This is a genomic window from Nonomuraea marmarensis, assembly GCF_043197025.1.
Lineage (GTDB): Bacteria > Actinomycetota > Actinomycetes > Streptosporangiales > Streptosporangiaceae > Nonomuraea > Nonomuraea marmarensis.
In genome coordinates this window covers 164,501-189,275 of record NZ_JBICRM010000016.1, presented here as the reverse complement: position 1 = coordinate 189,275, position 24,775 = coordinate 164,501, and the positions used below count along the sequence as shown (strand labels likewise).

At 69.2% G+C, this 24,775-nt stretch carries 19 protein-coding genes and 1 pseudogene; 8 read left to right on the top strand and 12 right to left on the bottom strand.

Annotated elements, in window-relative coordinates:
- Positions 1 to 29: 29 nt before the first annotated feature.
- A complete protein-coding gene (locus ACFLIM_RS26195) occupies positions 30 to 959 on the top strand; it encodes an aldo/keto reductase (RefSeq protein ID WP_393169756.1) in 930 nt (309 codons plus the stop codon).
- Between the two features lie 9 nt (positions 960 to 968).
- On the opposite strand, the gene ACFLIM_RS26190 is transcribed toward ACFLIM_RS26195, so the two are convergent.
- Positions 969 to 1,382 (bottom strand): STAS domain-containing protein, encoded by a 414-nt coding sequence (locus ACFLIM_RS26190; RefSeq protein WP_393169779.1) that lies wholly within the window; start codon positions 1,380 to 1,382, stop codon positions 969 to 971.
- A 139-nt stretch (positions 1,383 to 1,521) separates the two neighbouring features.
- Here ACFLIM_RS26190 and ACFLIM_RS26185 point away from each other — a divergent pair, with 139 nt between their 5' ends.
- Together ACFLIM_RS26185 and ACFLIM_RS26180 are read left to right on the top strand one after the other, a co-directional pair.
- Positions 1,522 to 1,950, top strand: a complete 429-nt coding sequence (locus tag ACFLIM_RS26185) for a helix-turn-helix domain-containing protein (protein ID WP_393169754.1) — start codon at positions 1,522 to 1,524, stop codon at positions 1,948 to 1,950.
- Between the two features lie 79 nt (positions 1,951 to 2,029).
- The gene (locus ACFLIM_RS26180; RefSeq protein WP_393169752.1) at positions 2,030 to 2,575 is read left to right on the top strand and encodes a TetR/AcrR family transcriptional regulator; all 546 of its coding nucleotides are present in this window, start codon (positions 2,030 to 2,032) and stop codon (positions 2,573 to 2,575) included.
- Here ACFLIM_RS26180 and ACFLIM_RS26175 read toward each other — a convergent pair.
- The 9 genes from ACFLIM_RS26175 to ACFLIM_RS26135 all read right to left on the bottom strand — a co-directional run bounded on the left by ACFLIM_RS26175 (position 2,513) and on the right by ACFLIM_RS26135 (position 18,480).
- On the bottom strand, positions 2,513 to 4,090 hold the full coding sequence (locus ACFLIM_RS26175; protein ID WP_393169750.1) for a WS/DGAT/MGAT family O-acyltransferase: 1,578 nt from the start codon (positions 4,088 to 4,090) through the stop codon (positions 2,513 to 2,515). The two genes, ACFLIM_RS26180 and ACFLIM_RS26175, sit on opposite strands and share 63 nt — an antisense overlap.
- Before the next feature lie 142 nt (positions 4,091 to 4,232).
- The gene (locus ACFLIM_RS26170; RefSeq protein ID WP_393169748.1) at positions 4,233 to 5,279 is read right to left on the bottom strand and encodes a sulfite oxidase; all 1,047 of its coding nucleotides are present in this window, start codon (positions 5,277 to 5,279) and stop codon (positions 4,233 to 4,235) included.
- A 229-nt stretch (positions 5,280 to 5,508) separates the two neighbouring features.
- Positions 5,509 to 7,188 (bottom strand): DNA polymerase/3'-5' exonuclease PolX, encoded by a 1,680-nt coding sequence (gene polX / locus ACFLIM_RS26165; RefSeq protein ID WP_393169746.1) that lies wholly within the window; start codon positions 7,186 to 7,188, stop codon positions 5,509 to 5,511.
- A 74-nt stretch (positions 7,189 to 7,262) separates the two neighbouring features.
- Complete coding sequence (locus tag ACFLIM_RS26160; RefSeq protein WP_393169744.1) at positions 7,263 to 8,237, bottom strand: aldo/keto reductase; 975 nt, start codon at positions 8,235 to 8,237, stop codon at positions 7,263 to 7,265.
- A gap of 10 nt (positions 8,238 to 8,247) precedes the next feature.
- On the bottom strand, positions 8,248 to 9,288 hold the full coding sequence (locus ACFLIM_RS26155; RefSeq protein ID WP_393169742.1) for a WxL protein peptidoglycan domain-containing protein: 1,041 nt from the start codon (positions 9,286 to 9,288) through the stop codon (positions 8,248 to 8,250).
- Positions 9,289 to 9,350: 62 nt separating this feature from the next.
- Entirely contained in the window at positions 9,351 to 9,977 is a 627-nt protein-coding gene (locus tag ACFLIM_RS26150) for a hypothetical protein (protein ID WP_393169741.1), read from the bottom strand.
- 51 nt (positions 9,978 to 10,028) lie between these two features.
- Positions 10,029 to 13,187, bottom strand: a complete 3,159-nt coding sequence (locus ACFLIM_RS26145) for a family 43 glycosylhydrolase (RefSeq protein ID WP_393169739.1) — start codon at positions 13,185 to 13,187, stop codon at positions 10,029 to 10,031.
- Between the two features lie 81 nt (positions 13,188 to 13,268).
- Entirely contained in the window at positions 13,269 to 18,002 is a 4,734-nt protein-coding gene (locus ACFLIM_RS26140; protein ID WP_393169737.1) for a galactose-binding domain-containing protein, read from the bottom strand.
- Between the two features lie 235 nt (positions 18,003 to 18,237).
- Complete coding sequence (locus ACFLIM_RS26135; protein ID WP_393169735.1) at positions 18,238 to 18,480, bottom strand: hypothetical protein; 243 nt, start codon at positions 18,478 to 18,480, stop codon at positions 18,238 to 18,240.
- Positions 18,481 to 18,711: 231 nt separating this feature from the next.
- On the opposite strand from ACFLIM_RS26135, the pseudogene ACFLIM_RS26130 reads away from it, so the two are divergent.
- Positions 18,712 to 18,807: pseudogene (locus ACFLIM_RS26130) on the top strand (LacI family DNA-binding transcriptional regulator); the annotation flags it as partial.
- A 344-nt stretch (positions 18,808 to 19,151) separates the two neighbouring features.
- Positions 19,152 to 19,628, top strand: a complete 477-nt coding sequence (locus ACFLIM_RS26125; RefSeq protein WP_393169733.1) for a carboxymuconolactone decarboxylase family protein — start codon at positions 19,152 to 19,154, stop codon at positions 19,626 to 19,628.
- Here the strand turns inward: ACFLIM_RS26125 and ACFLIM_RS26120 are convergent.
- Positions 19,597 to 20,643, bottom strand: a complete 1,047-nt coding sequence (locus ACFLIM_RS26120; protein WP_393169731.1) for a zinc-dependent alcohol dehydrogenase family protein — start codon at positions 20,641 to 20,643, stop codon at positions 19,597 to 19,599. The genes ACFLIM_RS26125 and ACFLIM_RS26120 overlap by 32 nt on opposite strands.
- A 168-nt stretch (positions 20,644 to 20,811) precedes the next feature.
- Here ACFLIM_RS26120 and ACFLIM_RS26115 point away from each other — a divergent pair, with 168 nt between their 5' ends.
- From ACFLIM_RS26115 to ACFLIM_RS26105, 3 genes are all read left to right on the top strand, one after another.
- Positions 20,812 to 21,522 carry an SDR family oxidoreductase gene (locus ACFLIM_RS26115; RefSeq protein WP_393169729.1) on the top strand — a complete coding sequence of 237 codons (711 nt, stop codon included), beginning with the start codon at positions 20,812 to 20,814 and terminating at the stop codon, positions 21,520 to 21,522.
- Between the two features lie 35 nt (positions 21,523 to 21,557).
- Positions 21,558 to 22,955, top strand: coding sequence for a glutamate--cysteine ligase (locus tag ACFLIM_RS26110; protein WP_393169727.1), 1,398 nt, complete (start codon positions 21,558 to 21,560; stop codon positions 22,953 to 22,955).
- Between the two features lie 76 nt (positions 22,956 to 23,031).
- Positions 23,032 to 24,045, top strand: coding sequence for a hypothetical protein (locus ACFLIM_RS26105; protein ID WP_393169725.1), 1,014 nt, complete (start codon positions 23,032 to 23,034; stop codon positions 24,043 to 24,045).
- Here the strand turns inward: ACFLIM_RS26105 and ACFLIM_RS26100 are convergent.
- The gene (locus tag ACFLIM_RS26100) at positions 24,035 to 24,751 is read right to left on the bottom strand and encodes a PaaX family transcriptional regulator C-terminal domain-containing protein (protein ID WP_393169723.1); all 717 of its coding nucleotides are present in this window, start codon (positions 24,749 to 24,751) and stop codon (positions 24,035 to 24,037) included. The two genes, ACFLIM_RS26105 and ACFLIM_RS26100, sit on opposite strands and share 11 nt — an antisense overlap.
- Positions 24,752 to 24,775: the final 24 nt, after the last annotated feature.

The window sequence follows — 24,775 nt, the reverse complement described above, 5'->3', positions numbered from 1 at the left end:
GCCTTTCCGGCCGACCGGATAATGGCGAGATGAGATCAATAGGCAGCACGGACCTGTCCGTATTTCCGCTTTCGCTGGGCACCAACGTCTTCGGCTGGACTGCCGACAAGGAGGCCGCGTTCGCGGTCCTGGACGCGTACGTCGAGGGGGGCGGCAACTTCATCGACACGGCCGACGTCTACCCCTACTGGGTGACCGGCGAGTCCACCTCGGAGATGATCATCGGGGAGTGGATGGCGGATCGCCGCAACCGCGACTCGATCGTGCTGGGCACCAAGGTCGGCATGCTGGAAGGGCTGACCGGGCTGGCGCCGGCGACCATCCGGACGGCGGTCGAGGATTCGTTGCGCCGGCTGCGTACCGACTACATCGACCTCTACTGGGCCCACGTGGACGATCATGACACGCCGCTGGTGGAGTCGCTGGCCGCGTTCGACGCGCTGGTGCGCGAGGGCAAGGTCCGTCACGTCGGGGCCTCCAACTACGGCGCGGCGCGGCTGGCCGAGGCGCTCAAGCTCTCCGGTGACGAGGGGCTGGTCCGGTATGTGGCGTTGCAACAGCCGTACAACCTGGTCGAGCGGGGTTACGAAGGGGAGTTGCGGGACGTGGTGGCGGGGGAGGGGTTGTCCAGCACGCCGTACTTCGGCCTGGCCCGCGGCTTCCTGACCGGCAAGTACGCGCCCGGCGTGACCGTCGACAGCCCGCGGGCCGGGAAGGCCGCCGAGTATCTGGCGACCGAGCACGGCCGTCAGACGCTGGAGGCGCTGGCCGAGGTGGCGGGCTCGCAGGGGGTCGCACCGGCTTCGGTGGCGCTGGCCTGGGTCGCCGCCCAGCCGACGATCACGGCGCCGATCGCCAGTGCGCGCAATGTGGCGCAGTTGCGGGCGCTGATGGCGGCCGCCGAACTGGCGCTGACCGCCGACGAGCTGGCCCTCCTGGACGAGGCCTCCCGCCCGTAGCCACCTCCGCTACAGGCCGTGCTGCCGGCACCACTCCTCGACGCTCCCGGCCTCGCGTTCGACAGTGCGCACCCAGTGCGGGTTCGCGGCGATCGCGGCCGGGACGGTGGGGTGGGGCGGGAACACGGTCACGAGCCCGGTGATAGTGAAGATGCGCAGCACGCGCTCCGTGCACAGCACCAGGTCAAGTGATCCGTCGTTCATCCGCAGCCGCTTGAGGCCGCCCACGAGGACCCCCAGGCCGGTCGAGTCGAGGAACTCCACCCCGCTCATGTCGGCCACGAGGTGCACGATGCCCTTGCCCGCGAGGTCCAGCACCTGCTCACGGAGCTGGGGAGCGGTGAACAGGTCGATCTCGCCGGCGACCCTGAAAATGGCGCAGTCGCCGACCGGCTCGATCACCTCTAGTTCGAGGCCTCGCATCTCGCTCGCCCCCATCGGTCTCGTCATTGGTCACATTGACGAAGAACCCTACATATTTACGCTAAGGCAGCGAAGGGCGTATTGTCAATGGGAAGCTGTCGGTGTCATTGTGTGTAATGACACGATGGGAGAGTGAGGAATGCGGGTCGAAGAGGCCATCGGGCGGCAGATCGCACGCCTGCGGACCGAGCGGCGCCTGTCGCTGACCGAGCTCGGGGAAGCCCTGGGGCGCTACCTGGACAGGCCGTGGAGCAGGCAGGCCGTCCACCAGGCCGAGCGCGGCCGGCGGTCCTTCACGGCCGCGGAGCTGACCGCCCTCGCCCTGGTTCTCGACACATCCGTCCCGGTGCTGTTCCGCGCGGAGGACGACGGGATCGAGCTCCCCGGGCGGGCCGTCTCTCCCGAGGAATACCGGGGGATACTGCTCAACCGGGAGCGGGACATGCCTCTTGACGGGGTTGAGGAGTTGATCATCGCTCTGCACGACATCGGGGAGGTGCTGTCGCGTCCCGCCCTGGCCCGCCTGGTGAGGATCGCCCGGGTCGCCGACCAGGTCGCCCGCCCATAGCCGGGTTTTTTCCACGGGCAGGGGGCTCTCGCTTTCCCGGCATGGCGGTGAAGTCGCAGGTGGCGCTAGGGTGCGTGCTGTGGTGATCGGTGACGCGCGCACGCGCATCCTGGACGCGGCCGAGGAGTTGTTCGCGGGCGGCGGCTACGACGCCACGCCGACCGCGGTCATCGCCAGGCTCGCGATGGTGCCCAAAGGGCTGATCTTCCACTACTTCCCGCGCAAGATCGACGTACTGGTCGCCCTCGTCGACGAGCGCACGCTGGTCGAGGAGGGGCGCGACATCGACGCGGTCCCCGGCGACCCGGCGGGCACGCTGTCCAGGCTGGCGCGCGGGTTGCCGCTGCGGGCCTCACCGGCGATGCGGCGCATCCTGTTCCGGGAGGCCGACACGCACGGCTCGGTCAAGGAACGCCTCGGGCGGCTCAACGGCGAGCTGATCAGGCGCGCCAGGTTCGCGCTGGAGCTCGCGTTGCCCGGGGCCCGCGGGGACTTGGCCAGGCTGGAGGTGGCGGCGGCCACGTTCGCCGCCGTGCTGCTCTACCAGGAGAACCTCTGCCAGCTAACCGGCCACCAGATCGACCCCGACGCCGTTGCGGAACTCATCGCCCACTCGCTCCTCTAGCAGCTCGTCGAGCGCCGTACGCAGGTGGGCGAGCAGCCCCCACACGTCGTCCATCCGCTCGGGGCAGGCCACGATCCCGAAGTCGAGCATGCCGTCGTAGGAGAAGCAGGTGATGTTCAGGCCGCCGCTCACGTCGGTCAGGACGGACAGCGGATAGTACGACAGCACCCTGCCGCCGCACAGGTACAGCGGGAACTGCGGGCCCGGCACGTTGCTGATGATCAGGTTGATCGGCGGGAACGTCAGCGCCGCCAGCCGGAAGATCGTGGGCGTGAGCAGGCTGGTGACCGGGGCCGGCAATAACGAGCACAACTCGCTCAGCCAGGTCGCGGGCGCCATCGCGAAACGCCGTTTGGCCTGGCCCATGGTGGTGCCGACGGTGTGCAGGCGTTCCTTGGGGTCGGGGACGTTCGTGGGCATGGGGGCGACCATGGCGGAGATCTGGTTGCCGACGAGGTCCTTGGCTCCGGCCGTACGTACGGCGACGGGGACGGCCACGATCAGCGGCGCCTCCGGCAGCGCGTCGCGCTCGCGCAACCACGAGCGCAGGGCCGAGGTGCACAGGGTCATGACGACGTCGTTGACGCTGATGCCGTTGGTCCTGGCCACGTTCCTGACGTCCTTGAGCGAGAGCGAGCCGAACGACAGGTGGCGGCGGGCGCTGATGGGGCCGTTGAGCGGGGTGCGGGGGACGACGAGGCTGGGCAGGTCGGGGCGCTGGTGCCGGTCGCGGGCGACCAGCCGCGCGGCCCTGGCGATCAGCTTCGCCCCGGGGAGGCCTCCCACCAAAGGGATGGCGTCCAGGTCTCCCGCGGCTCTGACGACGGACTGCGCGGCGCGCACGGGGTGGGTCGCGGTGCGCATGGCGGCCCCGGCCAGCATCCCGGCCAGCCCGGGCGCATCCTCAAGCACCGACTCGGGTGCCCCTCGGCGCGCCGGCTCACGGCTCTCCTGCCGCGCTCGGCCATGGGCCCCTGTGTCTCGCTGCGCCGGCTCAAGGGCTTCCTGCCGTGCTCCACCGATGGCGTCCACGGTGTGGGCGTCCGGGGCGAGGTCGAGTAGCGTGGCCAGGGTCTCCGCGCCGGAGACGCCGTCGATCGCGGCGTGGTGCACCTTCGTGTACACGGCCACCCTGCCATCCGGCAGCCCGTTGATCAGGTGCATCTCCCACAGCGGATGCGCCCGGTCGAGCCGCCTGGCGTGGATCTCCGCCACCGCCTCGGCCAGCTGCCAGTCGTCACCCGGATCGGGCAAGGTCATCTCGAACAGATGGTTGTCGATGTCGAACCCGGGGTCGGCGACCCAGTAGGGGTGGTCCAGCCCGAGCGGTACCTCGGCCAGCCGCAGGCTGAGCGCGGGTGACAGGTGAAGGCGGTCGAGCAGGAGCTCCGCCAGGGCGCGCCGGTTGACCGAGCCGTCCGCCGAGTCGAGGATCGCCAGCCCGGCAACGTGCGCGGCGGTCGTGGCCGATTCGACATTGAGGAACTGGGCGTCGAGTGCGGTCAGCTGGCGCATCTGCTCTCCTTTTCCCGTGATGTGGGCAGCATCACATGATGGGATTTCTGGAAGGTTTCCGCGAGAGTCTCTCAGATGAATTCGGGTGTGCCGGACCAGCCTTTAGTGAATTCCCAGCTCAGTCGGGATCGGTGACAATTACCTATCCGTTGACCACCCGAATGGGGTGCCGCACGACGGCGTCGAACACGTAGCCGAAGGGGTGCCGGGGCGTGGTCAGGGGTTGCGTGGCGCCGGTCTCGTCGGTGGCCCGCGCCATCAGCACGTGCTCGCCCGTATGGCGCGGCGCCCATCCGATGTGCCACGGCAGCCAGGCGCTGACCAGGTGTTGGCCGTGGTGCTCGGCCACGCGCCAGCTCGTACCGCCGTCGCAGCTGACCTCGACCTTGACGATCCTGCCCCGCCCCGACCAGGACCGTCCGCGCAGGATGTGCGGCCCTGCGACGGGCAGGCGGGCATTCCAGGCGAGCTCGAAAGCGCTCTTCACCGGTTGCGTGGTGACGTCCCGGTAAAAGACCATGTTCCACGGGGAGAAGAGCTCTGTTGTTGAAACTTCTATGTCGCCCAGCCATTTGATCGACGCTATTCCCACCCATCCCGGCACCACCAGCCGCACCGGAAATCCGTGGTCCGGCGGCAGCGGCTCGCCGTTCATTTCATAGGCGACGAGCACGTCGTCCATGGCCTTGCCGACGGGCAGCGGCCGGCGTACGTGCCCGTAGTCCTCGAACGGCGCGTCGAGCCCGGTGGGCAGCACGTCCACCGCCTCGGGGAGCAGCCCCACCTCGTGGAGCAGATATCTCAGCGGCACCCCGCGCCACCGCGCGACCCCGATCGCCCCCAGCCCCCACTGCGTCCCGGGGGCCGCGTCGTGCTGCTGCGTCCCGTAGAACCGCCGTCCGTTCCCCGCGCACTCGATCGCCACATCGAACGTCCGCGACGGCATGCCCCGCAGCTCCTCGTAGCTGAACGCGCGCGGACATCGAACCCCGGCGCCGTGCACCCGCAGCCGCCAGGTGGTGACGTCGATGTACGGGGTGGAGGTGTGGTTCCGCACGAAGAACCGGTCGTTCGGGGTGTGGTATCCCTGCCCCGACATGGCCTCCCACCGCATCTCGGCACTCGCGCCGTGGACCCTGAACAGGTGGTCGGGAAGGGGCTTCACGATCGTCGCCATGGCCTGCTTCATGGGCATCACCTCCTAGGATATATTTCCTACCTGGAAACCATCTAATCTCCCTTCTATCATCATCCCACCGCGCCCTCCATTGCCAAAGCTCGCCGCGGGGAACGTTCCATCCCTGCCCTCGCCCGTCGGCTTCCAGAACCGCCCATACCCTGACTCTTCTCAGGTCAGCGCACGTATGTCTGCGCCTCGGCGACCAGCGTCGCCAGCGGGCGGGTGGTGTGTTTGGCCGCTAACGTCCAAGGAAGGTCAGGAGCCGGTCCAAGGGCCAGGTGTTGATCACGTCGTCCGTCGTCAGCCAGGCCCGCTGCGCGACCCCCACTCCGAACCGCTGATTGACCAGGTGCGGAATCGCGTGCGAATCGCTGTCGATCGAGAACTTGACCCCGTGATGCCTGGCCAGCCGCACCAGATCGGACGGCAGATCCGACCGATCGGGGAAGGAGTCGATCTCCATGGCGGTGCCCGTCCGGGCCGCCGCGCGGAAGATCGCGTCCCAGTCGGCGTCCACGGCGGACCGTTTGCCGATCTTGCGGGTGGTGGGATGCCCGATGATGTCGACATAGGGGTTTTCGCAGGCGGCGATGAAGCGGCGGGTCATCTCCTCCCGCGACATCCCGAAATGCGAGTGCACCGACGCCACGCACACGTCGAACTCGCGCAGGATCTCCCCAGGCCAGTCCACCGACCCGTCGGGGGCGATGTTGAGCTCGGTGCCGTGGAGGAGCCGCATGTCGGGATATTTCCGTTGCAGCTCGGCCACCTGCCCCCGCTGCTCCAGCGCCTTGTCCAGCGTCATCCGCTGCATCGTCAGATCGGGCGCGTGGTCGGTGACCGCGTAGTAGGCGTAGCCCTGGGCGTGGCCCGCCGCCACCATGTCCGCCAGCGAGGCGACGCCGTCCGTCAGGTTGGTGTGCGTGTGCAGGTCGCCCTTGAGATCGGACAGCTCCACCAGCACCGGCAGCTCGCCCCGCAGCGCCGCCTTGACCTCCCCGCCGTCCTCCCGCATCGGCGGCGGCACGAACCGCATGCCGAGCGCGGCGTAGATGTCCTCCTCGGACTCGGCGGCGATCACCCGCTCGCCCTCGAACAGCCCGTATTCGGACAGCTTCCAGCCCTTCTTCACCGCCATCTCCCTGATGGCGACGTTGTGCTCCTTGGAACCGGTGAAATATTGCATGGCCGCGCCCCACGACCCGGCCGGGACCACGCGGAGGTCCACCTGGATGCCGGACGTGGTGCGGACCGAGGTCTTCTTGTCGCCCGCCGCGATGACCTCGGCGACGTAGGGATGGGCGCGGAAATCCGCCATGATCGACTCCGGCGCCACCGCGAGGATGTCGATGTCGCCGATCGTGTCCTTCATCCGCCGCAGCGACCCCGCGTACGCGATCCGCTCCGCCTTCAGCGACCCCATCACCTGCTCGGCCAGGGACATGGCGACGCCGATGTGCACCCGGCGGCCGGACTGCTCCAGCTGCTCGATGCCCTTGAGCAGGTTGGCCAGGGTCTTGGGGCCGAGACCCTTGACGCCGTCGAGCCGCCCGGCGGTGATCGCCTCGCTCAGCGCCACCGCGGAGTCGATGCCGTAGTCCTCGAACAACATGATCGCCGTCTTGGGCCCCAGCGTCGGCACCCGCGTCAGCCTGCGCACGCCGTCGGGCACCCGGCCCCGCAGGTCGTCGAGCTGGCGGAAGCTCCCGCGCTGCAGGAACTCCTCCATCTTCTTGGCGATCGCCTCGCCCACGCCGGGGACGCCGCGCACGTCGACGACCGAGATGTCCTCCGGGAACCCGGCGATCGCCTTGGCCGCCTTCTGGTAGCTCCGCACGCGGAAGGCGTCGCCGCCGCAGAGCGCGAACAGCTCCGCGTATTCCTGCAGCGCCGCCGCCGCTTCGTCATTTGCCCGCATGCCCATACCTTAGGGTCCGGCCCCGACAATCCGGCCCCTGCGGCCGGGTCCCCGGGCGCTCCGGCGTACCGCCGCTAGAACCGCACCTCGCGCGACCGGTACGGAGCCTCCAGGAACGCCAGCTCCTCCTGCGACAACGACACCGACACGGCCGCCACCGCGTCGTCGACGTGCCGGCCCTTCGTGGCCCCCACGATCGGCGCCGTGACGGCCGGCTGGTGCAGCAGCCAGGCCAGCGCGATCTGCGCGGCGGGCAGGTCGCGGTCCCGGGCCACGTGCGCCACCCGGTCGAGGATCACCTTGTCGTTCTCGGGGTCGTACAGGTAGTCGATGCGCGCGTCCGACCCCGTCCTGGCGGTCGTGACCTCCGTGCCCGCCCTGGCCAGCACGCCACGGGCCAGCGGGCTCCACGGGATCACGCCCACCCCCTGGTCGGCGCAGAGCGGCAACATCTCGCGCTCCTCCTCCCGGTAGAGGAGGTTGTAGTGGTTCTGCATGGCGACGAACTTGGTCCAGCCGTTCTTCTCTGCGACGTGCTGGGCTTTGGCGAAGCGCCAGGCGTACATGGAGGAGGCTCCGATGTAGCGGGCTTTTCCTGCCTTCACGACGTCGTGGAGGGCTTCCATGGTTTCTTCGATGGGGGTGTTCTCGTCCCAGCGGTGGATTTGGTAGAGGTCGACGTGGTCGGTGTCCAGGCGGGTGAGGGAGTCGTCGATGGCGGCCATGATGTGTTTGCGGGACAGGCCTTGGGCGTTGTGGCCTCTGTCGCCGACGGGGAAGAAGACCTTGGTCGCCAGGACGTAGTCGTCGCGGCGGGGGAAGAATTTGCGGAGCAGGTTGCCGGTGACGATCTCGGAGGTGCCGGCGGAGTAGACGTCGGCGGTGTCGAAGAAGGTGACGCCTCCGTCGACGGCCGCTTTCACGAGGGGTTCGGCGTCGGGTTCGGGGAGGGCCCAGCCGTTGGGTCCGGCGGGGTCGCCGTAGCTCATCATGCCGAGGCAGATGCGGCTCACGGTGAGGCCGGTCGTTCCCAACCGTAGATAGTCCATGGAAACGACTCTAAACCTGGGTGTTCCGTGAGGGCTCCTGGGCCTCTGCGCGGCCTTCGTCGCGGGCGCGGGCGAGCAGGTCCGCCAGGTGCCGGCGGCGGCGCCGGGTGATGGCCCGATAGGAGAAGAAGAGGATCACGAGAAGCGCGGCCAGGGCCAATTGGGGCCAGGGCACAGTCCAGACCGTCACGTCGGTGGCGGCGTTCTCGACCACAGCGCCGGCGGGGACGCCACCCTGGACGGACGGGGACACGGTGACGTTCGTGGAGAGCGGGCCCAGGGCCCAGACTCCCGCGATGCGGGTCTCCACCGTACGGCTGTCGCCGGGAAAGATCTCCTCGACATCGGCCTTGGCGTCCCGTTCGGCCAGACCGGACAGGTCGCTGACCGTCACCTCGCCGGCTCCGCTCACCGCGACGTTCCCCTTGTTCGTCGCCGTGTACTTGACCCGGATGACACCAGACGAGAAGGGATTCCACGACTGCTCGTACGTGGCCGAGAGGTCGCCGACCGCCACCGCCGCCCTGATCGTGCCGGTGGCGCGCATCATGACCCGGAACCCCACCCGGCTCTCCACGGAGACCGTGCTGCTGGCGCTGGTGACCGTCGCGGCGATGCCGGCCGGATGGTCCCCCGGCGAGGCGTCACGCGGCACGGTGATCGTGAACGGCACCACCTTCGTCTCGTTGGCCCCGACGGTGACCTCGTTCTGGACCTTGATCCACGTGCCGCCGTCCACTGAGGCGCGGTCGGATTGGAGCATGTTGAAGCGGCCCTTGTCGGTGAGGTAGCCGTCGGCGGCCTTCAGGGCGAAGACGGCGGCGGCGTCGCCGAAGTTTCGCACGGCCAGGTGCTCGGTCACGCTCTGACCCGGGTCGAGGGTGAGCTCGATCCACCGGCGGCCGTCCGGGCCCTGCTGGCCGGCCGGCTGGACCGACCAGGTGAGAGTCGGTTCGGCCAGCGCGCCAGTGGGCACGAGGGGCACGGTGAGGAGCGCCGCCGTGAGTACGGCGAGGAGCCGCGGCAGCGTCTGCGACAAGGTTCGGATCACGGCGAGGTCCTCCGGCAAAAGGGGGCGGTGGGGGCCGCGACGCCGCGGCCCCCACCAGTCGGCTATTCGAACAGGGACAGGGTCAACGTCGAAGCATATGAACCCGCGGCGACGTCCGCGGGGGTGCGCAGGAACATGTCGGCGTTGACGGTGTACGCGCCGCCGGCGACGGCGCCGGACTCGAAGGTCGAGACCAGGAGTTCCTGGTCGACCAGACCGACGTTGTTGCCGGGCTGGGTCGGCTCGTCGAGGACGGTCACGACCTCCTCGCCCTCGGCGACCAGCCCGGTCTCGCCGCCGTCGATCAGGTGCGGCTTCCAGCCGAGGTGGCCGGCGCTGATGGGCGCCTGACCGGAGTCGCCGACGAAGTCGGTCGTGTTGCCGAGGACGGCCCACGCGGCGCCGTTGGGCACCTCCTCCATCGTGCGGGTGTCGGTGACCGTCACCGTCGGCAGGGTGCCGAGGAACTGGCGGGTCTCCAGGGTCGAGCCGTCCTCGCTCAGCGCGACGGAGTCGGCGGCGATCGACATGGCGAGTACGCCCGGCTCCTCGATCTGCTCGATTTCGACCTTCACCTTAATTTTTGTGCTGTCGCCGGGGTCGGGGTCGGCCAGGGCGGGCGCCTGGAGTGCCACGGACGCGGTCAGGGCGGCAGCCACCGCGAGCTGCCATTTGTGCTGAGTTTTCATGTATTGCTCCATTTGTGCGTGATTTCTGGTGATGAAGACAGAGATGGGACTTCAGGCGCAGGTGAGGGTGGGGTATTCCGCGGTGTAGACCGAGGTCGTCTTCTCGTCGGCGGCACGGACGGTGACCGTACCCGCCGCGATCGAGGCCGTACGGGTGGCGAACGACTGGTAGGCGCTCGCGCCCGGCGCGACATTCGGGAACGATCGCTCGCCGTACGCGCTCTCCAGGGTGATGCTCGCCGCCGCGTCATGGTCGTTGCGCGCCTGTATGGCCACGTACGCCTTGCCGGCCAGACACCGCGGCGTGACGGTGATCGTGACGGGGATCTCGGCGGGCTCCTCGGGAGCCGGTTCCTGGGCGAAGACCCGCCATTCCGTGATCGCCACCGCGGAGTAGGTGGTGCCGTTGCCGTTGGCCCGGACCGTGGCCCGCATCCGGGACGTGGTGACCGGGTCGAAGGTGACGTTGTTGAACGCGGTCGTGCTCGTGCCGTACGTGGCCGCGCCGGTCACGTCACGCCAGGCCGAGGTGGCCTCGTCCCAGTACTGGAGCACCCAGCCGTCTGGCTGGGCGACGCCGTCGCCGGTGCCCTGGTTGGAGTCCCGCCAGAACTTCAGCTCGGTGCTGATGATGCGTACGGGGCGTGACCAGTCGTACTGGACCCACTGGGTCGCCGGGCGGGTGCCGGACCAGGTGCCCCAGATCTGCGCCTGGCTCGGGTTGGCCGGGTCGGCGTTGTCGTTGAGAGCGGTGACGCTGTTCCAGCCCGCCGTGGAGGAGGCGGTCGGGGTCGCGATGGGGGCGATGTTGCCGTTGAGCGGCGCGGACAGGTCCGCCGGGATGACGACCGTCTTGGCGGTCTCCAGGTTTCCCGCCTTGTCGATCGCCCGGTACGACACGGTTTGCCGGTTGGCGTCGGGCGCCGTGATGACGTCGCCGGGGGTCCACGGGCCGGTGCCGATGGCGTACTCGATGCCGGCGACGCCGGAGGTGGCGTCGGTCGCGAGGACCTTGACCGACCGGGTGGTGGTGTTCAGGGTGCCGACGCTGACCGGTGCCGTGGCGTCGATGCGTACCGTGAGGTTCTCGGGTGTCGAGACGTTGCCCGCGCGGTCGGTCGCCTTCGCGGTGACGGTGTGCTCGCCGTCCCCGGAGACGTTGGCGTCGGCCTGCCGGGTGTCGGTGGTGACGACCGGCTGGCCGTCGTCCACCTTCGTCTCAATGGTCATCCGGCCGCCGCGGTCGTCGACGCCGTTGACGCGCACCCGTACCGCCGAGCGGTACCAGCCGGCGTTGCCCGCGCTGCCGCTGGGGGTGAGGGTCAGCGTCGGCGCGGTCTCGTCGCCTTCGGTGTCGTCCGGCGAGAGGACCGTGACCTGCGCGGAGATGCGGCCGGCGGCGTAGCCGAGCACGGTTCCCCGGATGGTGACCGTGCCGGGCTGGGCGACCTGCTCGGGGGTCAGCGGGTCCCAGAAGACCGGGATCCGCAGCGTCTCCCCGCCGAAGGCGACGCCGACGGTGCCGGGCAGCTCCGTTTCGCCCACTTCGACGGTGATGGCCGGTGGATTGACGGTCTCCGGCTGCGTGGCCAGGATCTTCCACTCCTCGACCGCGACCGCCGAGTAGGTGCTGCCGTTGGTGGAGGCGTCGAAGGTCGCGCGTACCTGCGTGGTGGTGACCGGGTCGAAGTCGGTGTTCTGGAAGCCCTGCGTGCCGGTCGGGTAGCCGCTCGCGTTGGGCACGTCGGCCCACTGGCCGGTGGCGAGGTTCCAGTACTGGATCTTCCAGCGGGCGGGGGCCGCGACTCCCACGCCGCTGCCCTGCGGGTTGTCGTTCCAGAAGTCGATCTGCGAGCCGGAGATCCGCATCGGCTGGTCCCACGTGTACTGCACCCACTGCTGCGGCGGGTTGTTGCCGGTCCAGGTGCCCCACATGTCCGGCGGCAGCGGGTTGGACCGGACGAGCTCGTCGTTGAGCGCCTTCACCCAGTACTGGGTGGGCACGGGCTCGTTGGAGACGGTGACCTTCGCCTCCTGCGCGATGTTCGGGCGGGGCGTGAGGTCACGTCCCTTGACCGGCGTCGGCGTGACGAGCTTCATCCGCGGCGGGGTCTGCGTGTCGTCCCACTCCACCCGGTCGATCGCGACCGAACGGCGGAAGTGCCCGCCGCCGACCGCGTCGGCCGTGTGGTACGCGATGTACCACTTGCCGTTGAACTCCAGGATGCCCGGGTGGCTGGTGGTCGAGGAGACCGGCCGGAGCACGGTGCCCCGGTAGGTCCACGGCCCCGCGGGCGAGGAGGCCGTCGCGTACGCGATGCAGGCGTGGTAGTTCGCCGGGGTGCACTGCGAGGTCGGGCCGGCGTTGTTACCGGCGTACGCCATGTAGTACGTGCCGTTCCGCTCGAAGACCCAGGGCGCCTCGAAGAAGCCGGTCAGGCCGGTGATGGAGCGCTGGGTGCCGATCGGCGTCTTCATGTCCTGCTGGTACTCGAGCATCCGCAGGTTCCCGAAGGTGCCCCAGTAGACGTAGACCCGCTGGTTGGGGGCCTCGCCGTCGATCAGGATCGTCGGGTCGATGTTCTGGATGTTGTTGGCCGAGGGCACCCGCTGGGAGATCAGTGGCCCGCCCACGTAGTCGGTCCACGGGCCGGTCGGCGACGTCGCGACGGCCAGGCCGATGGCGAACTTGTCGGACGCCGTGCTCTCCCGCTCGCTGACCGGGACGTACCAGTAGTAGCGCCCGTCCACGCCCTGGATCACCTGGCCCGCGTACGCGCGCCCCGGCGTCGCCCAGGAGAAGACCGTCTCCGGGCGCATCAGTGACGGGTAGTGGGTCCACTGGCCGGTTTCGACGTCACCGGTCTTGAACGCGCCCCACTCGTTCATGATGAAGTCGTTCTGGGACGGCCCGGCCTGGTCGTGGCCGGTGTAGATGTAGAGCTCGTCGTGGCCGCCGGTGTTGCCCGGGGCCCCGGCCGGGATGACGACCGGCGCGGGGTCGGCCGAGTAGTAGCTGCCGTCGCCGAGGATCGGGTTGCGGGTGTTGGTGAAGGTGGTGGAGTCGGCGGCGTGGGCCGGAACGGGAACCCCGATCAGGCACAGGGCCGCGAGCTGGGCGACCGCCGCCGCGGCGGTCCTGCGGAACCGGCGCTTCGGCCGGGAGCGGAGGGGTGATGAGGCGGCGGGCCGCCTCATGACGATCTTCAAGGTGGTGCTTCCTTACTGTCAGCGAGACTCACAGCGGGGGGTGGTGGCGGCGTCCCGCCCGGACGCCGCCACCGGGGAGCGCTAGCCGCAGTTGAGCGCGCCGTACGGCACCTGCGCCGGCACGGTGACCGGCACGCCGTCGACGGTTCCGGTGACCTTCACGGTCGCCGTTCCGGCCGGAATCGACTTGGTGCGGGAGTTGAACGCCTGGTAAGCGAACTTCCCTGGCGCCACGTTGGCCACGGTCCGCGACCCGTACGGCGTGATCAGCTCGATGGTGAGCGGCACGTCGTCGTCGTTGCGGACGTTGAGGGTGACGTAGGCGTTCGTGCCGGTGCACTGGGTGCGCGCCTGCACGTTCGTCGCCCAGACCGGGCCGCCTTCACCCACCGTGAGCGTCAGCGTGGTCCGGATGGTGCCGGCCTCGCTGACGTACGGCGGCAGGACCAGGTCGCCGATGACGGTGTAGGTGCCGTCGGTGTTGACGATGTCGGGGTTGAACCGCCAGTTCACGCCGATGGCCTGGTTGTCCCTGGATCCGTCGTTGTAGGAGACCTCCACCTTGGTGGGCAGGTAGGGCAGCTCGCCGACCTTGAGGTGCTGCTCGAAGGATTCGGCGCCCTGGATCGAGATGCCGTCCTCCGACATCTCGGGACGCACGTAGACGCGGGCTTCGGCGATCAGGCCGTAGGCGTCGTTGGTGCCGTAGATCACGAACGGGTCGACGTTGGCTTCCGCGACCATGTCCGGTGTGATCGGCTGCCACTTGAACGCCACGGTGCCGCGGGCGCCGCTGGTGTAGACCGCCTCAAGCGTCGCCGGCGGGGTGGGCACCAGGCCCACGCCGGTCCGGATGAGCACCGGCGAGCGCACCGAGTCGACGGTCTCGCCGTTGGCGCGCCAGCGCAGCACGCCGGTGCCGGCGCCGCCGGACATGAGGCCCCAGATCCGGATACGGATCCGGCTCGTGGTCACCGGTTCGAAGGTGAAGCGGTTGTAGGCGTTGGTGGCCAGACCGTTGGCGTACGAGGAATCCCCGGTGAGCGTCACCGGCGTCCAGGTGGTGCCGTCCGTCGAGGTCTCGACGGCGTAGGTCGTGGCCGTGGGGCGGCGGGTGCCGCCGTTGTCGTCGTACCAGTAGATGTCGGTCGAGGAGAGCCGCACCGGTGAGGTCCACTGGTACTGGATCCACGCCTCGTTGGCGGGGCTGGTGCCGTTGCGCGGCTGGCCCCAGTTGCCCCAGCCGGTTCCTGCGCCGGGGTTGGAGCTGCTCGGAGTGGTGGCCTCGTTGACCCGCGAGTGGTTCTCCCAGGACGAGGTGCCACTGGTGGTGATCGACGCCGTGGAGCCGAACTCCGCGACGACGTCCTTCTTGGCGAGGGTCACCGACACGTTCGCCGTCGACCGCTTCTCGCCGTCGTCGGCGAAGAACCGGAAGACGTAGTCACCGGCGACGGTGCCGGTCACCCGGGTGGCCAGCGCCTTGGAGCCGGCGAAGATGACGCCCGCGCCCTGCGGCGCCGAGACGGTCTCCCAGCCGAAGGTCAGCTCGTCGTCGTACGGCACGCCGTCGTCGGAGGCCGTGCCGACCAGCCGGGTGGACAGGTTGCCGTCCGCCGAGCCGTCGCGCGTGGCGGTGACGGCCGGCGCCTGGTTGGTGACCTCCGGCACGTCGCGGCCCGAGTTGAACACCTGGATCTCGGAGATCGCGCTGAAGTAGGTCGGGCTGTTGGTGAAGACGACGCGCACCTTGTCCGCGGACACGGTGTCGAACAGCGCCTCGTTGAACTTCGCCGTCGGGACGGCCGGGTTCTTGAACTGGCCCGGCACCTCCTTCCAGCCGCCGTTGCCGTCGGGCACCTGGATCCACCAGCGGGCGGGCTCATGGTAACCACCGGCCTGGCGGTCGCTGACGAAGTACACCTTGACGTTGTCGAAGGACTTGGCCGAGCCCAGGTTCAGCTCGACGTAGCCGTTCTTGTCGGTCGTGCCGTAGTTACCCCAGTAGGGCTCGTTGGCGGTGACGCCGTCGGTCACAGCCGCCAGCGACACGGGCCGCTCGGTCTCCTTGATGGCGCCGGGCGTGTAGTTCATCGAGGTGGTGCTGTAGCCGGGCGTGTGGAACTGCCGCCACGAGGTCGGGCGGGTGCCCTGCTGGGTGTACGACGAGGCGAGGGTAGCGCCCTTCGCCAGGTTCGCCGAGTCCTCGGTCAGGTCGATGCCGGCCGTCTTGAGGTACGAGACGACGCGCTCGTCCTCGATGGGGGTGTTCCCCGCGGTCGGGAAGTCGTCCCCGTCCTCGGCCCGGAAGGTGACGGTGACGCCGGCCCCGGCCTCGACCTGGTTGGTCTTCGGGTCGTAGGTGACCTTGCCGAGCTTGTCGGTGCCGACCTTGCGCTCGCCGTTCAGGAACAGGCTGTAGCCCGCGCCCAGGCCGTACTTGGTGCCGTCCGGGTCCCAGACGATGGTGACGTCCTGGCCGTGGTACTTCAGGTTGTTGACCATGAAGTGCTCGTAGCCGAAGTTGATCGGCCAGAGCTCGATCTTGTCGTCGGACCGCGGCTGGATGCCGCCCATGTCCTCGACGAAGATGTAGTTCATGTTCCCGAGCATCACGTGGTTCGGGTTGTTGCGGTTGTACGTCCTGGTGGTCGGGTTCCAGTTGGAGTAGTACTCCGACTGGTTCGGCGCCCGCATGTCGCCGCTCGGGTAGATGCTCCAGGCCATCCAGTCAAGCAGCCGCTTGGCGTAGGCCGGGGTGATGTACTTCCCCTCCGGGTCATAGTGCCGCAGCGCCGACCGCACGGCACGGTACTGCACGGTGAAGTTGATGTTGGAGAAGTTGTTGGAGCCGCCGATCCCGTAGGCCGTCCGGTCGTACTGGTTGGCCGTGTAGAAGGGGAAGATCGGGAAGTTGTCGCCGTAGGTCAGGAAGCGGTAGCCGTCGACGTACTTCTGCGCCTGGTCGTACGGGATGAGGTTCTCGGAGTAGACGTCGTAGAGGTTCGACTCCTTGGCCGGGATCGACCCGCGGGCCTCCACGGGCAGCGGGTTGGCGCGGCCGTTGGAGCTGGCCCCGCTGGTGGCGCCGTGCGACGTGGCGGCCAGGAACATCCGCATGTCCGGGCTCCACAGCTTGTTCAGGATCGCGTCCCGGACGCCGTTGGCGCTGGTCGCCATCTCGTCGACCTTGGCCTGGTCCGCGCCGGCGATTTGATAGAGCTGCCGGGCGGCGTCGAGGGCGCCCCACACGTACGCCGACTCCGGACGCTCGATCGTCCGCGCGCCGGGCGCGCCGGCGCCGGTCTTCGGGAACCCGAAGGAGATGGCGTCCGCGTCGTTGCCGGGCATGTAGTTGGTGTCGTACGCGATGAGCTTGTCGTTGTTGCCGTCGTAGTGCTCGAGCTGGCCCTTGCCGTCGCCCTCGAAGAAGTGGGCGAACTTCTCGGCGATCTCCTTGCCGCCACCGTGCACGTTGTAGGCCTCAAGGCCGGCCGTGCCGATGTACTGCGAGTAGTGGTTGTTCCAGCTCGTGTGACCCGGGCTGTCCAGGAAGGCCGAGGAGCCGGACAACTCGCCGATGTTGAGGATCTGGCCGTACGGCAGGTACGGCGTGCGCAGCCACTTGGTGTCCTGCAGGTGCATCGGCTGGGTCAGCGCCACGGCGTTCTGGTAGAGGTTCACTCCCTCGATCGTCGTGGGGTACTGGTAGACGTAGCCGGTCGCGTTGGCGTCGAGCGAGTTGTAACGCTCCCCCCACCAGCGGTAGACGATGGCCTTCTCCAGCGCGGGGTCGGGGACGTCGAAGTAGGGCACGTCCTGCGCCCAGCGGCGGTTGAACGCCGTGATGCCGGTGCGGACCGCCTCGGCGGGGGCCAGCTCGGCGTAGTCGTGGTAGGCCTTCACCGTCTGCGGCAGCGAGGCCGAGGAGACCGCGCCGACCACGGAGAGCGAGACCGTGCCACCGGCGGGAACGGTGATCTCGCGGTCCAGGTTGGTGCCGGTGCGGGTGAAGCCGGCTCCGGTAAGGTCGATCTTGACGGTGTCCCACGGGGTGTCGATGAGCCCGTTGTTGGAACCGCTGGTGATGACCCGGGTGCCGGCCAGCTCGGCCGCGGTGGCGCCCGCCTGGGTGGCCAGCGGCGAGGCCGCCCGGACCGTGAAGGCCGCCGCCGACCCGCCGGGGTTGGTGAAGGTGATGGCGGTGACCGCGACGTTGTCGTAGGTGATGAACTTCGTCAGATCGGCGGTGACGCCGGTGGTGCCGATCGTGTACTGGCCCTTGGCGTGGCTGGGCGCGTTGAACCGGTTCGTGTTCACCTCGGTCACGGTCTGCCCGGGCACGGTGACCGTGTACAGGTTGCCGAGGTTGTTGGGGCCTCCGACGAAGGTGCTGCCGGCGAAGCCCATGACGGTGAAGTTGTTGTTGCTCGCACCGCGCATGTACAGCGAGCGGCCCCGGGTCATCAGCACGGTCGACCCGATCGCGCCGCGAACACCGAGCACGCGGTCGAGGTAGTAGTCCTGGCCGCCGCCCGCCAGGTCCTTCTCGAAGATCGACTGGTGCATGCTCGACGCGGTGAACGGAACGCCGGGCTTCAGCTGGTTGGCGACGTCGCCGACGTTGCTGTAGACCGGGTCCCCGATGTCCATGACGTGGCTCTCACCGTTGGTGTAGAGACCCACGTCGCCTTCGTTGCCGGGGAGAACCGGGCCGGCGGCGTGCGCGGTGGGTGGCAGGCTGACCAGGCCCGCCACGGTGAGCGCGGCCAGAGCGGCCCAAATGGGCGCTCGGCCTAAGCGTCTGACGATCATTACACTTCCTCCTGGTACCGGATTGCATGCCGACGGCGTCGCGGCTTGTCGGGGTACCGACGCCGTCGTGAGGGGTGATCGGCCGATGGCATCGTGGACGGTTGTGAAACGCTCCACGGGGCCACGCGTTGCCGGACGGCGTGAACGCGCCGTCCGGCGACGTGAACGGGGTCAGGGACAGTCGTGCACTACGCGTACTAACCGGACCGCGTTCCCCCGGAGAACGCGGGATCGGTCACGACCGGAGCCAGACCCGCATGGTGGCGGGACCGCGGTTGCCCCAGCGGTGGTACGGCACCAGCCGCAGGGTGATCGCTTCCGCGACCCGGGAGTCCTTCTCCGCCCCGTACGGCCAGCCGCGCGGTTTCCCTCTGACCAGCGCCGCCTCGACGTCGAGCTCGACGACGCCGTCCTCCACGCGCTCCACCGGCGCGCTCCGGCGGACCGCCACCTCGGCCAGCGGGGGCTCGTCCGCCACCGACTCCGCGCACGTAGTGGCGCTGGAGGACAAGGAAGAGAATCAGGCACGGGATCGCCAATGCAGCACTGACCAGCACACGTGGCTTCATGGCCTTCTCCATCCGATACCCCCCGACCCAACGACCGAAATCACCTAAAAGGTTTTCGTAACGTAGAAGAAAATCTACGAAGCTGTCAACGTATTTGGGCGGATATGACCAGAAAGTGACAGGCGAAAGGGTTTTCGGTAGTGACGACCAGGCGTGCGACCTTAACTGACGTGGCCGCCTTGGCGGGCGTCTCCGTCGCCACCGCGTCAAAGGCGCTCAGCGGCCGCGCCGATGTCCGGGAGACGACCAGGCAACTGGTTCTGGACGCCGTCGCCCAGCTCAGTTTCCGGCCGAACGCGCTGGCTCAGGGCCTGCTGTCCGGGCAGACCCGCACTGTCGGCCTACTCACCGGCGACATGGTCGGCAGGTTCGGCATCCCCGTGCTACTCGGCGCGAAAACGCTTTCGGTTCAGGCGAGATGGCGCAGCGGGGCCGGCGGATGCCCGACGACATCGACGGCAAGGCCACGCCCGGCGTGCACAGCATGCCCCACCAGAGCGGTCATGAGCGGTGACGAGGCCGTAGTTCTTACCAAACATCCGCTCATTTTTGGGGAATGCTAACGACCATGGATCCTCGCGTGCAGCCTCTTCCGCCCGAAGAATGGGACGACTTCACGAAGGCCAACCCCTACAACGTGTTCGCCACGCTGGCCCGCCACCCCGAGCTCTTCCAGGGCTGGTTGCGGTTCGGCGGCGCGCTGCTGAACGGCACGCTCCCGGCCCGCGACCGCGAGCTGGCCATCCTGCGCACGGCGTACCACAGCGACAGCGCCTACGAGTGGGCCCACCACACCCGCCTGGCCCTGAAGGCGGGCCTCACCGCCCAGGAGATCGAGTCGGTACGCCACCCGGACGCCCTCTGGTCCGTCGAGGACCAGCTCGTGCTCCAGGTGGCCGACGACCTCCACTACGCCGGCGACCTGACCGACGCCACCTGGGCGGCGCTCTGCGACCGCTACGACGAGGTGCGCAGGATCGAGTTCGTCATGCTCGTGGCCCACTACGACATGCTGGCGATGGTGCTCAGGACGCTCCGTGTGGAGATCGAGGAGTGATCATCGTGACGCCCGGAACCGAGCCGATCGAGGCCAGCGCCTTGCCGGCGTCGGCGAGCCCGATCGTGCGGGTGACGAGCTGGTCGGGATGCAGGATCCCGCCTCTGATCATCTCCAGCATCGGTGGGTAGGCGTGCGCGGCCATGCCGTGGCTGCCGAGCAGCCGCAGCTCGTAGCCGATCACCCGGTCCATCGGCACCGGCGTGGGCGCGCCCGGCAGCAGCCCCACCTGTACGTGGCGGCCCCTGCGGCGCAGGCTCTCGATGGAGGCGGCGCACGTCGCGGGACTGCCCAGCGCGTCGATGGACACGTGCGCGCCACCCCTGGTCAGCTCCCTGACCTGGGCCGCGACGTCACCGGCCGAGCCGTTGACGAAATGGGTGGCCCCCGCCTGCTCGGCCAGGTGCAGCGCGTCGGTGCTGATGTCCACGGCCACCACCCGGGCGCCGGCCGCCGTGGCGATCATCACGGCGGACAGGCCCACGCCGCCGCAGCCGTGCACCGCCACCCACTCGCCGGGGCGCACCTCGCCCACCTCGGACACGGCACGGAACGCGGTCGCGAACCGGCAGCCGAGCCCGGCCGCGGTGGCGTAGGCCATGTCCTCGGGGATCGCGATCAGGTTGACGTCGGCGTGGTCGATGGCCACGAATTCGGCGAACGACCCCCAATGGGTGAAGCCCGGCTGGGTCTGCCGCTCGCACACCTGCTGGTCGCCGGTGGCGCAGGACGTACAGGAGCCGCAGGCGCAGATGAACGGGACGGTCACGCGCGCTCCCGGCCGCCAGCCTCTCACGTCGGAGCCGACCGATTCGACCACGCCCGCCAGCTCGTGCCCGGGCACGTGGGGCAGGAGCTTGATGTCGGGGTCGTGCCCCTGCCAGCCGTGCCAGTCGGAACGGCACAGCCCCGTCGCCTCGACCCTGATCACCGCTCCGTGCGTGGCCGGGGAGGGGTCGGGCAGCTCTCGTACGTCGAGCTCGCCCCCGAAGATGTCAAACGCAACCGCTCGCATCTCATGAGCTTAGAGTCAATTGCCGCAGGTCGCGCAAGGCTTGGTGTGAGCGTGACCCGGGCTCGGTGGTGTACAGGACGATGACCGGCTCCGCGTGGGTGGTACCGCTGATCCCAGCCTTTCCAGGTCTCTCCCGAACCCCCTCGGACCTGCGCGAACGTTGCAGGTATGACGAAGACTGCCCTCATCACGGGCGCGAACAAGGGAATCGGCTACGAGATCGCCCGGCTGCTGGCCGAGCAGGGCGTCGCCACGATCGTGGGGGCGCGGGACGAGGAGCGCGGCCGGGCCGCCGGCGAGCGGCTCGGGCAGCCGTACGTGCGGATCGACGTGACCGACGAGGACAGCGTTGCTGCCGCCGCGAAGTGGGTCGAGCAGGAGTACGGCACGCTGGACATCCTGGTCAACAACGCGGGGATCGCGGGCGACCTGGCCCAGGCCGTGCCCAGCGCCACCCCGGCGCGGGCGCTCAGGGAGGTCTACGAGACGAACGTGTTCGGCGTCGTCACCGTGACCAACGCGATGTTGCCGCTGCTGCGCAGGTCGCCGGCCGGGCGGATCGTGAACATGTCGAGCGAGCTGGGCTCGCTGGGCATGGCGACGGACCCGGAGAGTCCCTTCGCCGACGCCAACTTCATCGCCTACAACTCCTCCAAGACCGCGCTCAACATGATCACCGTCTGCTACGCCAGGGAGTTGGCGGACACCGCGATCAAGATCAACGCCGCCAACCCCGGCTACTGCGCCACCGACCTCAACGGGCACTCCGGGTTCCGCACCGCCGAGCAGGGGGCGGCCATCGCGGTACGGCTGGCGAACCTGGACGCCGACGGCCCCACCGGCGCCTATCTGGAGGATGCCGGTGTCGTCCGCTGGTGATGTATCAAAGCTGGCGAATCGGACAGAAGGTGGTGATGGGACGAGATCTGGATAAAGAGCGATTTACCGAGGCGGAGTACGTCCGCTTCGGTGAGCGCCTCCACGAGCAGCTCGCCGTGCTGCGCGAGCTGCTCGATACCCCCGGCTTCGGCCAGGGCGCGGCCACGATCGGGGCCGAGCTGGAGCTGTTCCTGATCGACGGGCGGGGCAGGCCGCTGCCGCGCAACGACCAGGTGCGGGAGGCGCTGGACGACCCGCGAGTGGTGCTGGAGCTGGGCCGTTACAACATCGAGGTGAACCTCACCCCGACGCCGCTGGCGGGCCGGCCCTTCGAGCGGCTGAGCGGGGAGGTCCAGGAGACGATCATCAAGGTGGACGACGCGGTGGAGGGCGGGGGCGCGTTGCCCATCGGCATCCTGCCCACGCTCGACGCCGGGGACTTCACGGTGGGCGCGATGAGCGACCAGAACCGCTACCGGGCCATGAGCAGGGGCATCAGGCGGCTGCGGCTCGAACCGTTCCTGGTCAAGATCGAGGATCTGGAGTTGTCCGTGGAGGACGTGATCCTCGAGAGCGCCAACACCTCCTGGCAGGTGCACCTCCGAACGCCGCCCGAGCGGTTCGCCCGGTTGTTCAACGCCGCTCAGCTCGCCATCGGCCCCGTGCTGGCCGCGTGCGGGAACTCGCCGTTCTTCCTGGGCAGGCAGTTGTGGGAGGAGACGCGCATCGCGCTGATGGAGGAGGCCGTCGACGACCGGGACGTGCAGCGGCGCGAGCGCAGGGACGGGCGGGTCACGTTCGGCTCGGACTGGGTGCATGAGGGGGCGTACGAGCTGTTCGAGCGGTACGTGCGGGACTACGACCCCGTGGTGCCCGACCTGGCCGAGGGGGCGGAGCCGTACGAGCTGCCCGAGCTGCGGCTGCACCAGGGCACGATCTGGCAGTGGAACCGGCCCGTCTACGACCCGGCCGACGGCGGCCACCTGCGGATCGAGCTGCGGGCGCTGCCGGCCGGGCCCTCGTGCGCGGACATGGCGGCGAACACGGCGTTCCTGCTCGGGCTGACGTTGTCGCAGGCCGAGCGGGATCTGACCGGCTACCGGTTCGCGCAGGCGTACCAGAACTTCTACCGCGCGGCCATGCACGGGCTGGACGCCAAGTTGTCGTGGCCCGGCAGGGACGGCGAGTTCGAGGCCGCCGAGCTGGTGCTGGAGTTGCTGCCCGAGGCGCGGGAAGGGCTGCTGGGCGCCGGGGTGACGCCGAGCGACGCCGACCGGGCGCTGGGCGTGATCGGGCAGCGGACCCGGCTGCGCCGTACCGGGGCGGTGTGGCAGCGCGAGGCGCTGGCGCGGTTCGGCGGGGACAGGGGGCGGCTCGTGCGGCGCTACCGCGAGCTGGCGCTGTCGGGGACGCCGGTGCATTTGTGGCGCTGAATGCCAACCTGAGCTCTCCATGGTCCGTCAGACTGTAAAGGGACCGGAAAGTGAGGGAGATATGGCGGCAACGGGGATGGCTCCCACGGAAAAGGCGCGTTTCGCCTTGAGGCGGGCGACGGGTGGCCTGGCCGAAGGGGCGGCCAAACTGGCGGGGGAGATCGGCAGCACGGCCGTCGAAGCGCTGCTGGCGCAGGCCAACAGGGTCGCGGTGCGCAGGGGGGCGGCGGGCGCGCTGGGCTCGATGAAGCCGAAGCCCGCCGAGTGGTACGCCTTCGACGAGAAGGACGAGGACACCGCCGACTGGTATCCGCAGGGGCTGACCTGCGGGGAGGAGTCGGGCTCCATCGGGGTGCCGGCGTTCGTGGTGAGCTGGTATTTCAAGCCGGAAGCGGGCGAGCGGGGCGTCAGGGTGTCCTTTCTAAGCCCGCAAACTCTGAAATATCAGCATGCGCTGCTGGTCGAGGCGAAGCCGGATGGTTCGTACGGGCCGATCGACATCCACGCGGGCGGCATCGCCTGCCACGGCGACCTGCTGTACGTGGCCGACACCACCAGGGGCCTGCGGGTCTTCGACCTGAACAACCTGCTCGACCTGCGCACGGCCCAGAACGACCTGGGCGACGCCAAGCGGATCGGGCGGCACGAGGGCAAGTTCCACGCGTTCGGCTACCGGTACATGGTCCCGCAGACCGACTTCTGGCGGGTGGCGCAGGCGGGGCCGCGGTTCTCGTTCGTGTCGATCGACCGCAGCGGCGACACGCCTCGGCTGGTCACGGGCGAATACCGGGAGAACGACGCCGATGGCTGGGTGGCGCGCTGGGGGCTGGACCTGTCCGGGGGCGAGCCCGAGGACGCCTTCGTGACGGGGCACCCCAAGATCCAGGGGGCGATCTCGTGGGGCGGCAAGTGGTACCTGAGCCAGGCGGTCAACTCGACTGCCAACGGCAAGCTGCTCGTCTACACCGACGGCAAGCTGCAGACCAGGCCGTACCCGATCGGGCCGGAGGATCTTACGGTGCAGGGCGGCAAGTTGTGGAGCGTCACCGAGTTCAAGAACAAGCGGGTGATCTTCGGAGTCAGTCTTTGAGGTGCTGGTAGAGAACCTCGCGGTAGTGGCGGTCGAAGTCGTCGTAGCGGGCCCGCAACTCGGCGCCCGGCCAGTCGGCCGGTAGCAGTTCCGCCGGGAGCAGCGGGTCGGCCAGCAGGTGGCGCAGCACGGCCGCGGACACGAGGAAGCCCTCGGCCAGGCCGTTCGCGTGGTCGAGGGCCCGCTCCAGCCAGCGTGTCTCGGCCGCCCAGCGGTCGAGGTCCCACAGCAGGGGAGTGGGGTCGCCGTGCGGGCGGCCGTCGATCAGCGTGCACTGCGCGGTGACGATCTCCGGCCACGCGCGCACCAGGTTGGCCGGGCGCAGCCAGGTGCCCTCGCGCAGCTCGGCCAGGCGCAACGCGGTCATCGTGTGCCTGAGCGCGGCCCGGTCGGCGGGCGCGCGCCGCTCCGCGGTGACGACGGCCACCTCCCAGGTGCCGTCCCAGGGCTTGGTGTGCGGGTCGCGGCTCTCGTCCTGCCTGGCCTGGCGCTCGATGAGCCGCTCGGACAGCGCGTAGAAGCGGTCGCCCTGAACGAGGTCGCCCGCCGCCACCATGCGGGACAGGGCCACCCGGACCGTGCCCTCGGCGATGCCGAACAACGCGCCGATGCGCACCAGGTGGCGGGCCGACAGGCGCGGCGGGTGGCTGCCCAGCAGCGCGCTCAGCACGGCCGATCTGGCGCTGAGGTTGTTACGCTCTTCCATCGCGTGTCGAGTATATGTAACACT

Bases quoted from the DNA above. Each gene is read 5' to 3' on its own strand.
- ACFLIM_RS26195 (WP_393169756.1), top strand. From the start codon at position 30: ATGAGATCAATAGGCAGCACGGACCTGTCCGTATTTCCGCTTTCGCTG.
- ACFLIM_RS26190 (WP_393169779.1), bottom strand. From the start codon at position 1,382: ATGCGAGGCCTCGAACTAGAGGTGATCGAGCCGGTCGGCGACTGCGCC.
- ACFLIM_RS26185 (WP_393169754.1), top strand. From the start codon at position 1,522: ATGCGGGTCGAAGAGGCCATCGGGCGGCAGATCGCACGCCTGCGGACC.
- ACFLIM_RS26175 (WP_393169750.1), bottom strand. From the start codon at position 4,090: ATGCGCCAGCTGACCGCACTCGACGCCCAGTTCCTCAATGTCGAATCG.
- ACFLIM_RS26170 (WP_393169748.1), bottom strand. From the start codon at position 5,279: ATGAAGCAGGCCATGGCGACGATCGTGAAGCCCCTTCCCGACCACCTG.
- polX (WP_393169746.1), bottom strand. From the start codon at position 7,188: ATGCGGGCAAATGACGAAGCGGCGGCGGCGCTGCAGGAATACGCGGAG.
- ACFLIM_RS26160 (WP_393169744.1), bottom strand. From the start codon at position 8,237: ATGGACTATCTACGGTTGGGAACGACCGGCCTCACCGTGAGCCGCATC.
- ACFLIM_RS26150 (WP_393169741.1), bottom strand. From the start codon at position 9,977: ATGAAAACTCAGCACAAATGGCAGCTCGCGGTGGCTGCCGCCCTGACC.
- ACFLIM_RS26140 (WP_393169737.1), bottom strand. From the start codon at position 18,002: ATGATCGTCAGACGCTTAGGCCGAGCGCCCATTTGGGCCGCTCTGGCC.
- ACFLIM_RS26120 (WP_393169731.1), bottom strand. From the start codon at position 20,643: ATGCGAGCGGTTGCGTTTGACATCTTCGGGGGCGAGCTCGACGTACGA.
- ACFLIM_RS26115 (WP_393169729.1), top strand. From the start codon at position 20,812: ATGACGAAGACTGCCCTCATCACGGGCGCGAACAAGGGAATCGGCTAC.
- ACFLIM_RS26110 (WP_393169727.1), top strand. From the start codon at position 21,558: ATGGGACGAGATCTGGATAAAGAGCGATTTACCGAGGCGGAGTACGTC.
- ACFLIM_RS26105 (WP_393169725.1), top strand. From the start codon at position 23,032: ATGGCTCCCACGGAAAAGGCGCGTTTCGCCTTGAGGCGGGCGACGGGT.
- ACFLIM_RS26100 (WP_393169723.1), bottom strand. From the start codon at position 24,751: ATGGAAGAGCGTAACAACCTCAGCGCCAGATCGGCCGTGCTGAGCGCG.